This window comes from Metabacillus schmidteae, from assembly GCF_903166545.1.
Taxonomy (GTDB): Bacteria; Bacillota; Bacilli; order Bacillales; family Bacillaceae; genus Metabacillus; species Metabacillus schmidteae.
This window is the reverse complement of the sequence record NZ_CAESCH010000001.1, coordinates 797690-812802: the sequence shown is the minus strand read 5'-3', so window position 1 is coordinate 812802 and position 15113 is coordinate 797690. Positions and strand designations below refer to the sequence as shown.

14 protein-coding genes are annotated in these 15113 nt (G+C 37.1%); 4 read left to right on the top strand and 10 right to left on the bottom strand.

Annotated elements, in window-relative coordinates; genetic code table 11:
* Positions 1–376 precede the first annotated feature (376 nt).
* Positions 377–1930, top strand: coding sequence for an ABC-F family ATP-binding cassette domain-containing protein (locus HWV59_RS03900; RefSeq protein WP_175638113.1), 1554 nt, complete (start codon positions 377–379; stop codon positions 1928–1930).
* Between the two features lie 489 nt (positions 1931–2419).
* On the opposite strand, the gene rlmD is transcribed toward HWV59_RS03900, so the two are convergent.
* The 5 genes from rlmD to HWV59_RS03875 all read right to left on the bottom strand — a co-directional run bounded on the left by rlmD (position 2420) and on the right by HWV59_RS03875 (position 7805).
* Positions 2420–3811, bottom strand: a complete 1392-nt coding sequence (gene rlmD, locus HWV59_RS03895) for a 23S rRNA (uracil(1939)-C(5))-methyltransferase RlmD (protein ID WP_175638112.1) — start codon at positions 3809–3811, stop codon at positions 2420–2422.
* A 17-nt stretch (positions 3812–3828) separates the two neighbouring features.
* Complete coding sequence (locus tag HWV59_RS03890) at positions 3829–4695, bottom strand: DNA-3-methyladenine glycosylase family protein (RefSeq protein WP_175638111.1); 867 nt, start codon at positions 4693–4695, stop codon at positions 3829–3831.
* A gap of 89 nt (positions 4696–4784) precedes the next feature.
* Complete coding sequence (pdaA, locus tag HWV59_RS03885; protein ID WP_175638110.1) at positions 4785–5585, bottom strand: delta-lactam-biosynthetic de-N-acetylase; 801 nt, start codon at positions 5583–5585, stop codon at positions 4785–4787.
* Positions 5586–5799: 214 nt separating this feature from the next.
* On the bottom strand, positions 5800–7338 hold the full coding sequence (locus HWV59_RS03880; protein WP_175638109.1) for a fumarate hydratase: 1539 nt from the start codon (positions 7336–7338) through the stop codon (positions 5800–5802).
* A gap of 278 nt (positions 7339–7616) precedes the next feature.
* Positions 7617–7805, bottom strand: coding sequence for an SE1561 family protein (locus HWV59_RS03875; protein ID WP_102230948.1), 189 nt, complete (start codon positions 7803–7805; stop codon positions 7617–7619).
* A gap of 153 nt (positions 7806–7958) precedes the next feature.
* Here HWV59_RS03875 and yfkAB point away from each other — a divergent pair, with 153 nt between their 5' ends.
* From yfkAB to HWV59_RS03860, 3 genes are all read left to right on the top strand, one after another.
* On the top strand, positions 7959–9080 hold the full coding sequence (gene yfkAB, locus HWV59_RS03870) for a radical SAM/CxCxxxxC motif protein YfkAB (RefSeq protein ID WP_175638108.1): 1122 nt from the start codon (positions 7959–7961) through the stop codon (positions 9078–9080).
* A 9-nt stretch (positions 9081–9089) separates the two neighbouring features.
* Positions 9090–9938 carry a mechanosensitive ion channel family protein gene (locus tag HWV59_RS03865; protein ID WP_175638107.1) on the top strand — a complete coding sequence of 283 codons (849 nt, stop codon included), beginning with the start codon at positions 9090–9092 and terminating at the stop codon, positions 9936–9938.
* 262 nt (positions 9939–10200) lie between these two features.
* Positions 10201–10515, top strand: coding sequence for a hypothetical protein (locus HWV59_RS03860; RefSeq protein WP_175638106.1), 315 nt, complete (start codon positions 10201–10203; stop codon positions 10513–10515).
* Here the strand turns inward: HWV59_RS03860 and HWV59_RS03855 are convergent.
* The 5 genes from HWV59_RS03855 to cax form a co-directional block, all read right to left on the bottom strand.
* Positions 10505–11443 carry an IS3 family transposase gene (locus HWV59_RS03855; RefSeq protein ID WP_175638105.1) on the bottom strand — a complete coding sequence of 313 codons (939 nt, stop codon included), beginning with the start codon at positions 11441–11443 and terminating at the stop codon, positions 10505–10507. The two genes, HWV59_RS03860 and HWV59_RS03855, sit on opposite strands and share 11 nt — an antisense overlap.
* Positions 11386–11844, bottom strand: coding sequence for an HTH domain-containing protein (locus HWV59_RS03850; protein WP_175638104.1), 459 nt, complete (start codon positions 11842–11844; stop codon positions 11386–11388). Before HWV59_RS03850 ends, HWV59_RS03855 begins: the two co-directional genes overlap by 58 nt.
* A 149-nt stretch (positions 11845–11993) precedes the next feature.
* Positions 11994–12788, bottom strand: a complete 795-nt coding sequence (locus tag HWV59_RS03845) for a YfkD famly protein (RefSeq protein WP_175638103.1) — start codon at positions 12786–12788, stop codon at positions 11994–11996.
* Positions 12789–12927: 139 nt separating this feature from the next.
* Positions 12928–13533 (bottom strand): YczE/YyaS/YitT family protein, encoded by a 606-nt coding sequence (locus HWV59_RS03840; protein WP_102230952.1) that lies wholly within the window; start codon positions 13531–13533, stop codon positions 12928–12930.
* Positions 13534–13852: 319 nt separating this feature from the next.
* A complete protein-coding gene (gene cax / locus HWV59_RS03835; protein ID WP_175638102.1) occupies positions 13853–14914 on the bottom strand; it encodes a calcium/proton exchanger in 1062 nt (353 codons plus the stop codon).
* Positions 14915–15113: the final 199 nt, after the last annotated feature.

Here is a 15113-nt window from a genome sequence, read left to right as displayed (position 1 = left end):
TATTTAAGCACAAACTTCGTCTTCGCGGCTGCCTCAACATGACCAGAATGTATGTGGCAACAATAGGGTATTGGTGAGTTTTCACCTGTTATACAAGTTTTAGTTTAGAACTCAACCTATCCTCTCATTTTTCGCCAATTATTCCCACATAGAAAAAACTCATATCTTACCTCAGGTTCGGTTGTATAATAGACTTTTACCCAATTGTTATACATCCAAGTAATAAAAAATTTAATAAACTCTATTAATTAATAGGGGCTAGACTTTGATTAAACCCCAAAAATGAATTGCATTTTCACAAGCAACTTAAAGATAGAAAAAGCAGCCAAAATTTAGTAAGATATCCTCATGTGACATTAGATAAGGAGTTAAAAAAATGAGCGTATTAAATGTAAAAGATTTAAGTCATGGTTTCGGTGATCGTGCAATTTTTAATAATGTGTCCTTTCGACTTTTAAAAGGAGAGCACGTTGGACTAGTTGGGGCAAATGGTGAGGGTAAGTCTACTTTCATGAATATTGTTACCGGCAAGCTACAACCCGACGAGGGAAAAGTTGAGTGGTCACGAAAAGTTCGTGTTGGTTATTTAGATCAGCATGCTGTACTTCAAAAAGGTACGACGATGCGTGAAGCATTGAGTTCTGCTTTTCAATATCTTTTTGATGCTGAATCAGAGATCAATGAACTTTATGCAAAAATGGGTGATGAAGGTGCTGATATTGATGCATTACTTGCAGAAGTTGGAGAGCTACAAGAAACTTTAGATAGTAATGATTTCTATCAAATTAATTCAAAAGTTGAGGAAGTTGCTCGGGGTCTGGGATTAGACGCGGTTGGACTCGATCGGGATGTTAATGATCTTAGCGGTGGGCAACGTACGAAGGTTTTACTAGCTAAGCTTTTGCTGGAAAAGCCTGAAATCCTATTACTAGACGAGCCTACGAACTATTTGGATGAACAGCATATCGAATGGTTGAAGCGCTATTTACAGGAATATGAGAATGCATTTATCTTGATTTCACATGATATTCCATTCTTAAACAATGTTGTTAACTTGATCTATCACATGGAAAATCAAGAGTTGAATCGCTATGTTGGTGACTATGATAACTTCTTAAATATTTATGAAATGAAGAAGCAGCAGCTGGAGTCTGCTTACAAGCGTCAACAACAAGAAATTGCAGATCTGAAGGATTTCGTTGCGCGTAACAAGGCAAGTGTTGCGACTCGTAATATGGCGATGTCTCGTCAGAAGAAGCTCGATAAAATGGAAATAATAGAATTGGGGAAAGAGAAGCCAAAACCAGAGTTTAACTTCAAAGAAGCTCGTGCAGCTAGTCGCTGGATTTTCACGGCTGAAGATCTTGTTATTGGTTACAATGAACCACTTTCCCGCCCTTTGAATTTGAAAATGGAACGCGGACAAAAAATTGCATTCGTTGGTGCAAACGGTATTGGTAAGTCTACTCTTTTAAAAAGTATTCTTGGGTTGATTAATCCCATTTCAGGTAAAGTGGAACGGGGTGAACATCAATACATCGGTTACTTCGAGCAGGAAGTTAAAGAGTCCAACTACAACACTTGTATTGAAGAGATTTGGAGTGAGTTCCCAGGTATGAATCAAGCTGAAGTGAGGGCTGCTCTTGCAAAATGCGGATTAACGACGAAACATATTGAAAGTAAGATCGAAGTTCTCTCTGGCGGCGAAAAAGCCAAAGTTAGATTGTGTAAAATACTAAACACAGAAACGAACTTACTAATTCTAGACGAACCTACCAATCACTTGGATGTTGAAGCAAAAGAAGAGTTGAAGCGTGCTTTAAAGGCATATCGCGGAAGTATCTTAATGGTTTCCCACGAACCTGAATTCTATCGTGAAATTGCGACTGAAGTTTGGAATTGTGAAGATTGGACGACAAAAGTGTTTTAAATAAAGATTAAAGGGTACCCAAAGATTAAAAAACTATTTGGGTACCCCTTTTATGTAGGAAGCCTTATCCGTAATTAAGTAATCATCAGAAGTAAAATAAGTGGAGGTTTTCCGGTTAGATGCAAATAGAGCCTTTTTGGGGGTATATTAATGGGAGGTTTTCCGATTATGCATGCGAAATCCTCCCATTTTTACGCTTTTCGATTTGATAGGCGGAATCTATCCGTCTATATAAGCTATTTTATTAATATTTTCTAATTAAGCGAAGATTTTCCGTCTATTTAACAGACAGGATGCTTAACCTGATCCCCCAACCGATTTCCTACTAGCTGATTTGACGACATAAACTCACTTTTATTATTATATCCAATTAGTTTTATAGAATATCGAATTGAGGTACCCCTTAAACATAAAAGTGCACGATTCGTTCAAAAATCAACTCCTGCTTTATCTTTACTTCATTCATCTTAAATTGGTTATTAATTCTACCTATTTTAATATTAATTTGGCAACACACTCCACATGCGCCGTATGCGGAAACATATCAACAGGCTGAAGATACTCCACCTTATAATCCTTACTCAAATAATCAATATCCTTCGCAAGTGTACTAGGGTTACAAGACACATACACAAACTTCTTCGGTTTCACCTTTTTAATCGCATCTAACAACTTACGGTCACAGCCTGTTCTTGGTGGGTCAACAACCACAACATCAGGCTTCCACCCTTCTTCCACCCATTTAGGCAACCAATGCTCAGCAGTTCCTGTAACATAAGTAGTGTTTGTAAAACCATGTTTTTGCGCATTCTCTTGCGCGTCAATAATGGCTGCTTCTATTGTATCCATACCGCGCACTTCACTAGCATCATTTGCAAGCCATAGCCCAATTGTCCCGACTCCACAATAGGCATCCGCTATTTTCTCGCGACCTGTTAAGCTGGCTGCTTTTTTGACTTCATCATAAAGCTTGACCGTTTGAACTGGATTTAATTGAAAAAATGCTCTTGCAGATAGCTCAAAACTTAAATCACCTAGTGTTTCCTGAATCACTTCTTCCCCGCTTAGATGAAGTGTTTTTTCTCCAAAAATGAGAGATGTTTTGTTTCCGTTTATGTTTTGCACGAGTGATTTAACTTCAGGAAATCGCTTTTGTATTTCTGCCATTATTAACTTTTTACGTGGGACCTCTTTTTGTGTTGTAATTAACACAACCTGTACTTCACCAGTTTGGAAACCGGCACGTGTCACGATTGTTCGTACAATCCCTTTTCTTTTTCGTTCATCATAAATAGGAACTTGAAAATCCTCTAAGATCTGTTTAACTCCCTCAGAAACCTTATTTGTTAAAGGGTGCTGAACCATACAGTTTTGGATTGGAACTAAACGGTGTGAATCAAGTCCATATAGACCTGCAATGACTTTTCCTTTTTGCTGCCCTACTTGGAATTGACTTTTGTTACGGTAATTCCACGGCTCTTCCATGCCAATCGTTGGACGTATATCAAGTTGGTTTACCTTTAATTTCGTATGACGTTCCAATGATTGAATGACAATATCCCGTTTTTCCTTTAGCTGTTGATCATAAGCCAAATGCTGAAGCTGACAGCCTCCGCATTCCTCATAAATCGGACAAGGCGGTTTTACACGGAAAGGTGAAGACTTTCGAAGTGTTTTTACCTTTCCTTCTGCAAACTTTGGTGAGATTTTCGTTGCTTCAACCAAGACTTCCTCTCCAGGTAATGCACCAGGGACAAATACGACTTGTCTTTTAAAATAGCCTACACCTTCTCCGTTAATCCCCAGTCGTTTGATCGTAAGCGGAAAGGTTTGTCCTTTCGAAATTTTAATATTACTTTCCTGCTGCTTCTTTTCTTTCATCGATATACTCTCCGTTTCTACTCAATGCTTCTCCATAAGTACAATGTTGCATAGCTTAAATAAGGTGACCATTGTTCACTATATTGATCCATCTCTAATTGTGATGGTTTTTTTTCAAGATTAAAATGATGTTGAATTGCTCGTTGTATCCCTATATCTGCTTTGGGAAAGAGGTTTTGTCGTCCAAGGCCTGAGAGTAACAGGTTTTGTACTGTCCAAGGACCGATGCCTCGAATATTAATCAGGTTTTTTAAAATTTCTTCGTCTGATTTAAATCCTAATTCAGCTAAGTTCAGTTTACCTTCAGCAATAAGCCTGGATATATCAATAAGATATTCTGCCTTTCGCCCGCTAAATTGAAGTTCTCTTAGCTCTTCGTATTGGAGTCCCGCAACGACTTCAGGTTTTGGATAAAACCAAACACCCTCTACCTCATAGCCAAATCTTTTTACAAATCTTGTTGTTAATGTATGAGCAAAAGCCAGGTTCAGCTGCTGATGAATAATACACTTCACTAAACAATTATAAAGATCAAATTCTAACACAATTGGCGTTCCTTTGTGTTGTTCAAAGATCTTAGCAATATTTGTCTGTTGAAAATGCATGACTACATCTTGAAGTGAAAAATCCCATTGAAAGATTCTTTCTATTCTTTTTAGTGCTGCTTCTTTTAAGTTCTCATCTTTTCCACTTACTTCAAAAGCAGGTTCTTGTGTCGTCCCAATTGTTTTGACCTTAATAACATTTGGCTTGTCATTGATAACTACTGGAACTTTTATCGACTTTTCTATTTTATTTAGTGATATGATTGGATCCATTGATAACCTGTCCAATACTGCGTCAAAATTGTATGGACCTTTACATCTGACCGTTTCCATCCACATATTTTTTCTTCCTTTTCACCTTTTCCTATTATTATAACATTCCATACTCTTTTCTTAGGTAAAGATGAAAAAACCCTTTGAATGAAAACTCAAAGGGAAATAAGATAAGGATGATCAATCATTCTACTGAGCATTAAATCATCAAGGCTTTTAAAAGTGTAGCCTTGTTTTCTTAATTCCACAATGGCATTATCTAATGCCTCAGCATTATCCTTTGATACGGTATGGAGTAGTAAAATGGATCCCGGATGAATTTGCTTCATGATATTGTCATAAGAATATCGCCAGCCTTTTTGATCATTTACTTTCCAATCAACAAAAGCTAATGACCAAAAAACGGATGTGTAACCAAGCTCTTTTGCATCCTTAAGTACTCTTTCACTAAAAATACCGCGTGGCGGCCGAAGATAGCTCATCCCTTTTTGATCTGTTAGTTCTTCTACTTTAATTCGGACAGATTCCAATTCTTTTTTTAACTCAGCATCACTTTGAGTTGTTAAATCCGGATGATACCATGAGTGATTTCCAACGATATGCCCTTCATCGACCATTCGCTTGACTAAGTCAGCTTCCGTATCCAGGTAATGTCCCGTTATAAAAAAGGTTGCCGGTACCTTCCGTTCTTTTAACACATCCAACACTTTTTCTGTATACCCATTTTCATATCCATTATCAAATGTTAAATAGATTTCCTTTTTTGACGTATCACCCATATAAAAGGATCCATATTTAGCAAGAAGCTCGTCTAATTCCTTCCCCGCTGAAGCCGGCTCGTGATTTTGACTCTTTTTAAATCCCCAGTGAATGGGCTTATTTGATACGGCTTGTACTGTATTTATTGATAAAAAAAGAAGACAAAAAAGAGTCAAAAGCATAGACCATTTTTTCATGACAGTTCTCTCCTTATTTCACATAATTAGTTATAGTGTTGTTTAAGAGAGAAATTCAATACTGAGAAAAAATTCCAGACAGGAACTTGGTCGAATTTCGTCGAAAAAAGTCTAATCGAAGATGAACGTCTCAAAATTACAGATAACACACAAATTGCCTGACTCAAACAAAAGAAGACCCGCAGTTTTGCAGGTCTTCCTTCTATTTAAACGTTTATTTAAAGACTGGTTCTTTGAAATTCGCCAGTTTTTCCAGTGAACTTTTATCGATATCAGCATGCAGACTGTTTCCGTGTGAATCCATTGTGACAACAGCTGTAAAGCCTTCAACTTTTAAGTGCCACATTGCTTCCGGGATACCAAATTGCATCAGATCAACACCTTCAACAGATTTAATGCAATCTGCATAATATTGTGCAGCTCCACCAATTGCGTTCAAATAAACTCCGCCATGCTCTTCTAATGCTTTTAACGTTTTTGGACCCATACCACCTTTTCCGATGACAGCGCGAATGCCAAAACGTTTCATGATATCGCCTTGATATGGCTCTTCACGAATACTTGTTGTCGGGCCTGCTGCTTTGACATGATAGTTGCCCTCTTCGTCTTTTAGCATAACAGGTCCACAGTGATAAATAATTTGTCCATTTAAATCAACTGGAGAGTCATTTTCTGAGAGATACTTATGGATCGCATCACGACCTGTGTACATCATTCCGTTTATACGAACCACATCTCCAACCTTTAGGTCTCTAATTTTTTCTTCTGTAATCGGTGCTTCAAGAACGACTTCTCTTGATTCTGAAGCTTGTTCTTCAGTTGCAGCTACTTCATCTTGTGAAAAATCGATGTCATCACCATCTTGGTATAGCCACTCATTAATTGAACCACTTTCAGGATTGATGTATACACCTAAACGGCGATATGCCCAGCAATTATAAGCAACAGATACGAAGAAGCTTGCTGGAATACGGTTTATGACACCCACTTTACATCCAAGTAGTGTTGTTTCTCCGCCAAATCCCATTGTTCCAATTCCTAGTTCGTTTGCATGTTCCATTACGTAGTCTTCCAGTTGGCGCAGCTCTTCGTGCTCATTCACATCATCTACACGTCTGAAAAGTTGATTCTTAGCAAGCTCGTATCCGCTTGTGCGATCGCCGCCAATACCGACTCCAATGAATCCTGCACTACAGCCTTGTCCTTGTGCTTGGTAGACGGAGTGCATAATACATTTACGAATACCATCTAAGTCACGACCTGCTTTTCCTAAGCCTTCAAGTTCACACGGAAGGCTGTATTGGATATTTTTATTTTCACAGCCGCCACCTTTTAAAATGAGGCGGGCATCAATATAATCTTTTTCCCATTGTTCAAATTTAATAACAGGTGTACCTTCCCCAAGGTTATCACCGCTATTACCGCCTGTGATCGAATCAACCGAGTTAGGACGAAGTTTTCCATCCTTTGTCGCCTGTTCAATCGCTCGTTTAATGTCTTTTGTCATTTCAATTTGGTTTGCACCAACAGGCACCTTTATTTTAAAAGTTGGTAAACCTGTGTCCTGGCAAATCGGAGAAATATTGTCATCTGCCATTTTTATATTATTTGCAATAGTTGCCAATGACATCGCAGAACGTGTCCCGGCACTTTCCTTTAGCTTTGCTTGAGCAATTGCTCTTCTTACGTCTTTTGGTAAATTGGTCGAAGTTTCTACAACTAATTGGTACATACTTTCATAAAAGTTTTCCATCTCGATTTCCCCCCATACGTATACGTACATTCCATCATTTTGAAATACGCAAGCACCTTCAAACCAGCTGCATAAAAAGTGCTCAGGTCCATTCTATTACTCTCAAAAACTTTCAGTCATTTCTCACAATTTTTATTATACTCGGAAGATTATTCATTGAAAAGGACACATTAAAAACGTTTTCAAGTTAATCAAAAGCGCAAGCGCCTTGGTCAGCAGCTAGAAAAGAATTTTATAATTTTCTAAACGAATAAAAAGCCGACACCCCGTGTGTCAGCTTACTCATCCCAATCCTTTTTAAATTGATTTTGTTTAAATTCAAGATCATCAAGCATTTGAATTAATCGATCGATGTCATCTACATCTGTCGATTCCGGATCCATTGAGTCCAATACTTCTAAAAACATATTTAACCGATTTTTTAAATAAGATAATTGGGAATCCTTATCATGTACTGCGTTACCCATAAACTCGCCCCTTTCAGATAAATGTATCGTAGACTATATTAAATTGTTTGACAAGTATCACATGATGTGTAAATTTCTTGTTCATGTTAAAATGAAAGGTATGCTATTTGCTTATAGCATGTTATTTCTACCTTTAAAAAGGAGCATAAACTAATGAATGCACTAAAACCGTCTAACCCAATTACAACGTCATATGATCCGTGGGAAGCTTATTTAGATATAAAGCAGTATGGGCAAATGACATTAACAAACATAGAATTTACCACAACAACACTTTGTAATATGCGTTGTGAACATTGTGCTGTTGGCTATACACTACAACCAAAGGATCCAAAGGCTCTTCCGTTAGATCTTTTATTAAAGCGATTAGACGAGGTCCCGACTCTTCGTTCCTTGAGTATTACAGGTGGAGAGCCGATGCTGTCTTTGAAATCAGTTGAAAACTATGTTGTTCCTCTTTTAAAGTATGCCCACGAACGTGGGGTTCGTACACAAATAAATTCAAATTTGACACTTGATTTGAAACGTTATGAAAAGATTATTCCTTATTTAGATGTTCTACATATCTCACATAACTGGGGCACAGTTGATGAGTTTGTTGAGGTTGGCTTTGCAGTTATGGATCGCAAACCAACTTATGAACAACGGGCAGCTCTGTTTGAGCGAATGATTGAAAACAGCCGTGCTCTTGTTAGTGCTGGGGTGATCGTTTCAGCAGAAACAATGCTTAATAAACGTACCCTTCCATATATCGAAAAGATTCACAAGCAAATAGTCCAAGAGATGCATTGTCAGCGTCATGAAATCCATCCAATGTATCCGAGCGATTTTGCAAGCACCTTGGAAACTTTGTCTCTTCCTGAAATGCGCGAGGCTATTCATCATTTGTTAGATATTAGAGATAAAGATACATGGATGCTATTTGGTACATTACCCTTCTATGCATGTAGTGAAAACACGGAAGATATTGAACTTATTCAACGGCTGAGAGAAACGAAAAATGTCACTGTGCGAAATGACCCTGACGGCCGCTCACGGTTGAATGTGAATATATTTAATGGAGATATTATCGTCACAGATTTTGGTGATACACCCGCTCTTGGAAATATAGCGGAAAACACTCTTCAGTCCGCCTATTCGAAGTGGATGGATTCAAACATAGCTAAATCGCTTAACTGTCATTGTCCTGCTGTTCAATGTCTAGGACCGAATGTACTTGTGAAGAATAGTTATTATCGTGATGTAGACTTTACGAAACGAAAATCAAACATTTAAGGTGACAATATGGATCAATTAAGAGCATTTACGGAATTAAGAGTATTTGACATTTTACTAGTTGCAGTCGTTTTATTCTTAAGTGTTGCATTGATCAATTTTATCGTTGGCAAGTTTTTTAAGAAAACGAATTTCATCGAAGAGCGAAAAGAAAAAACAATTGAAAGTTTAATCCGTTCTCTAACTAAATATACAGCCACAATCAGCTTTATCTTGTATCTCGTTTCTCAATTCGTCGAAAATTTCGGATCCATCTTGGCAGGAGCCGGTGTAGCTGGAATTATTATCGGCTTCGGTGCTCAAAGTCTCATTAAAGACATTCTTGCCGGAATGTTTATCATCTATGAAAAACAGCTTCATCAAGGTGATTTCATCACGATAAATAACACGTTCCATGGAACTGTTGAAGAAATTGGTCTAAGATCATTAAAAATTCGTGAATGGAGCGGAAAGCTTCTAACGATGAGCAATGGAGAAATAAAACAAATTCATAACTATAACATTGACAGAATGCGTGTCATTGAACGCGTAGTCATTAGCTATCGCGAGGATCCTGATACTGTTTGGAAGGTTCTTGAGCAAGCCTGTGAAAAAATCAATCAGGAATTTGAGTCCTGCTTAAAAAGAGATCATCAAAATGAGATCATTGAGCCTTTTCAATTATTCGGTATTACATCCTTAAACGGCCAATTTCGCGGCTATGAGTATACAATTATTGGTCTGGTCGATGATCAATTATACTGGAGTACAGCAAAGGGAGTACGGAGAATAATTGCCAAAACTTTATTTGATGCAAAGATAAATCTTGCAGAAGAACGTGTTCTTGTAAATCAACATGAAAAAGAGCTTTCCAATTAAAGACTGCAGTGGTCCCTATGTCAAGGACACTTTGAAAAAAAGGCCTTAAATTTTGAGAATTAATATCGTATTCTTCCGTTAAGGAGGAGATACGACAAAAGAACCAGTAACTCTTCTGCCTTTAGAAAGTTACTGGTTCTTAAATTTTATCCGTGTCTTAAAATTATTTATGAATAGATGTTTTATAAAGTCAATTGATAGCTTTCGCGTATTTATGCTGGGAGAAAGTGTTCCTTGTTACATTCAGAGGTATTGTAAACAATTGGATGACTCAAAATGGCAGTGGTTTTATGTACAGATGTCGGAACCTGTTACCTTTGTTACTGACATGGCTTATCTTTTCTACGTACTAAAATGGATCCTAAAGTATGATTTTGACGATTTATCCTATGCTGTGTACTTTCAAGATATTATGGATCCCGAAAGTAATCCTCAATCACTAATCAAAGATGAGTGGTTACCCGTTCTACGGAATCGATACGGGCAGCGCTTGAAGAAAGAATTATACGAAATCTATTATAGCTTGAATGAAGAATCGGACAATGACGTCAATGTCGATGATTCTGTCATATTTTAAGTGGATATTCACCTGTTTTCAGATATTCTGCATATTGGTTAGGGGAGAGCTTTGCTAGTTTCCATTGATACCGGTCATTATTATAATAATCTATGTAGTTATCAATCTCCTGACGGAGATCTGTATAACTACCACAGTTTATCAAATTGATTTCATCCTTCATATGCCCAAAAAATGATTCCTGCGGTGCGTTGTCCCAGCAGTTACCACGTCGGGACATGGATTGCCTAAGTTCCTTATCTTTTAACAGTTGGCGGAAAGAGATGCTTGTATAATGACATCCTTGGTCAGAATGGACAATGGCATCAGTTTCTAAGCTATCACCGTGGTTTTCTAGTAGGATTTTGATTGTTTCTAATACAAAATCGACTTCAAGTGACTCACTTGGAACGTATGCCAGCACCTGTTTCGTGAAGGCATCCTTTATGACGGAAAGATAAGCCTTACAGCCATTATTGTAATAAAGATATGTTATATCTGTAAGGAGTATTTTCCCGGCACCATGCTTTTCAAATTCCCGATTTACTATATTTTCTGATATGGTATCTGTCTTCAATGCTTTAGCCATTCTTCTGTAGGGGTTTGCTTTTCTGATTGGACAAAACAAATTGAACTTTTTCATTAGGCGGCTGATTTTCTTTTGATTCATCCTTAAGCCCATATGCAGAAGGCGCATATATATACCGCGTCTACCTTTGTCATATCCACGAAATCGATAAGCTTCCAAAATTAATTCAAAATCCTTTTTATCCTGCTCATCTTTATTTCTGCGTTTATCTGCGGACTTAAGCCAGTTGTAATAACCACTTCTAGACACACCTGCCATTTCACAAAGCCAATTGATATTAAGCTCATTATTATCTCGCAGAGTCATTTCTTCGATGAGTCTGAATTTTTCTTCTGGCGTTGCTTCTGGTTTTCCTTCCATTCTGCCTGTCTGTCTAGAAATTCTGTTTTTTTTAGAAATTCATTCTCTTGTTTTAGGTACCTTATTTGATGTTCCAAACGTTTTATTCGATCCGTATCTGATAATTCCTTAATGGAATGACGACCAGAATTTTTACCTCTCATGTCTTGATAGCCATCTATTCGTTCTGCATAATCTTTAACTCTTTGAACTAGACTGTCCTTTCTTCTTTTCCCTAAAAGAGTAGGATCAATTTCCATATCACGCAGAATAGCCGATGGCCCTTTTCCAGATTGGTATTCCTGATAAAATCGTTCTTTAAATTCTTTTGTGTAAGATATACTTGAATCACTTACTTTTTCGATGAAAGGATTGGACAGTAGCTGTTTTTGTTGTTCTTCTGAAAATTTGTTTTTCCCCATTTTACACCCTCACCTATTTGAATAATTAAAATATAACAAAAAAAAGACCCTGCAAAACAGAGTCAGTAAAAAATTCAAGGACAAGCCTCTTTTTTAAAACTGTCTATTTTATAGGGTCCATTTTAGACTTGGAAGGCTCTTTTTTGCTTTTATCTTGGTCGATCAGATGTAACAAAGCCAAATGAAGCATGATCTTGCAGAGGAATCCACGCCCCAATTCCTTGTGACGTGATATTTTTTACAACAATACTTCTCTTATTCCCCTTTAATAACAGGTACACTTCACCATACGTAACTTTTCCTTTTTCATTTATAGCTGGTGCATAGGCATAGAGGTAGCCCAGTTTTTTAGGAGGAATATTGTAAACTTGATCCTTTTTCGTCCCTGCTCCAATAATTGTTTCAAATGCAAGTGGTAAATTTGTTTTCTTCATTGCTTTAAGAAGCATCATTTTCTTAACATGCTCTGCTTCAGGAACTTTTGCTGTTAAACCGCCTTTAACCGACTTTTGTGCTTCCTGACGATAACTCATTTGGGTTTGTGATTTTCCACCACGATTATCTTGGTAATTCGTATTTATTCTTTGGTATTCCCAATTTGTCGCTGTTTCAGATGATTCATAATTTAACGCCCATTCTCCCAAATAAATGGTTGCCCGATATCCAAAAGCCAATGGTGCATCCGAAATCGTTGATTCGTTTAAAATACGGATTAAATCAGGGTTTTCAATTGGAACCTGAGCTGTATCAATTAACTGCTGTGTCAACTCACTTGGCTGTAAGTATGGTAAGTCTTGTGTTGGGTTTGGATACGTATTTTCCTTTGAAATTTCCATAACAGAGCCGGGAATTTTCGGCTTTTGAGGTTTTCCTTCTGCTAAAACAGTACTTGAAAAACTAAATGATAAAAGCAAAACGAAAGAAATGAGCAATCTTTTTTTCATTTTCTTTACTCCCTTCAACATGCTTAATCTTATTGTTTTCAAGTGTTCTACTGTTTATCCAGAAAAAGTTAGTATGGCGTTTGGAAGTTATTTCAAGCGTGTTTTTCACTTTGTTGCTATGTAATAAGTGTAGATAGGGTTATCTTTTCACTAACAAGTCATAACGCGCAGCTACAGGTTTAGTAAACAGTTGAATAAGTGGTCCAATTAAAAATGTAATAATGATAGTACCAATCCCAATCGGACCTTGAAAAATAATGGCCAAAATCAATGCAACAACTTCACCTATTGTTTTCGCAAGCATGAAGTTAAGAGAAAATCTCTCATGTAAGGAAATCATCAATTGATCAATAGGATTTGCGGGGAACTTTGTTTGCAAGTACATTGAGACTCCAAGAGCTATAAAAAAGATGCCTAATAACAATGAAATCACTTGTACAAACATTCCATCGAGAAACATGTTTTTGAATACAACCAACATCCAAAAGTCTACGAAAAAGCCAATTAGAAGGATGGTAATAATGGCTAAAAATTTCGGTTTCCCCTTCGTTATAAAGGCATTTATAAACATCAAGATAATACCGATAACGAATACCCAGCTTCCTACTGTTAACCCAATTTTGTTAGAAAGCCCTACATTCAATGCATCCCATGCTCCTGCTCCTAAATTTGCTTTTATCGTGAACGTAACACCAAGTCCCATAAAAAACAAACCAATTAAATAAAAAATGATTCTAATTTTCATGATACTGATCCTTTCCTAGTCAAAGCTATTGATAACTTAGCCCATCGCTAAATTCCTTTATTCCATATTACTATCATTTATAAGAGTTTAACCTTCTGATAGGTATACAATATGAAGACAACCTTAACTTTAAAACAAATTTAAAAATAAATAAACAGAAGATTTACAAAGCAGCATAAATGTAGTATTATTAAACCATAAGAAAAGTGTCATAACTATAACTTGACTCTTTTTGCAAGCGTTACCAATTTCTCTAGTTATCTGTTTCGTCCTACACAAATTATAAGACTCTGTGTATTTTTACACAGAGTCTCTTTTTTTAACCTGGGAGTAAATAAAACCCGATGCCCATAATAATATAAGCGGCTAGTAAGGTTAAACCTTCAAACCAGTTTGTATCTCCATCACTTGTTATTGCTATGGTTAAAAATACTGCAGTTGCCATTGAAATTAATTCAGGTAATGTAAACACAAGCGGCATTTTCTCGGTAAAGAAAAGAGAAATTAGCACCAGCAATGGGGCAACAAACATCGCTACCTGTAAGGTAGAACCGACCGCGATTTCCACTGCAATATTCATCTTGTTTTTATATGCCATCATGACAGCTGACGCATGCTCTGCCGCATTACCGACAATTGCCACAATAATAACCCCGATAAATAATTCAGACCAGCCAAACCTTTCACCAACTGTCTCAAATGTATGTACTAAGTTTTCTGAATCATAAGCAACTGCTACGGTTGAGAGTAACAGTATCGCGATTGCCTTTCCTTTTTTCCACTCCGGCTCTTCATGTTCTTCCACCACATCTGTTTTATGCTGATAAACTCCTCTATGTGTAACTAATTTAAAGAACAATGCTGCCAAATAAAGAATAATTAGGATTATTGAAATTCCTATGCTTAAAGAGATGGTCCCTGCAGGATCCATTTCCATTGTAAAAACTTCCGGGATAACAAATGCCACAATGACAGCAAATATTAATAAGCCTGAATTATGTCTTGCGTCATAAATATTAAATTCTTGACGCTTAAACTTTAATCCACCAATAAAAAAACTTAAGCCTGCAACAAGAAGTAAGTTGCCTACAACTGACCCTGTTAACGATGCAAGTACAACACCTACAAGTCCTGCCTTCAAGGCAAAAACCGATATAATGAGCTCAACAGCGTTCCCAAAGGTAGCATTTAGTAACCCTCCTATTCTTGGACCAGCTACAATCGCCAAGCTTTCTGTTGCTCTGCCCATAAATCCGGCAAGGGCAATGATTGTTAGGCAATACACAGCAAACATGAGAACAGACGGCCAGTGCATCAAACTGCCAACAATTGATAGCGGGACTCCAATTAAAACAATTATCGTGAAAATACGATTAACCATATGACTTCACCAATCCTCATCCAATTTACGGAGTATTATTACAGTATTCTTCACAAATAAGGAATTAATATCCTTCATACCCCTTGTTTTATGAATGAAAACTTCTTTATATCTACACATTAAGTTGGTGAGCTTTTCAAAAATTCGATGAGTGAAGCAGAAACTCTATCACTTTAAAAGGGGGGTTAATGGACAGTCA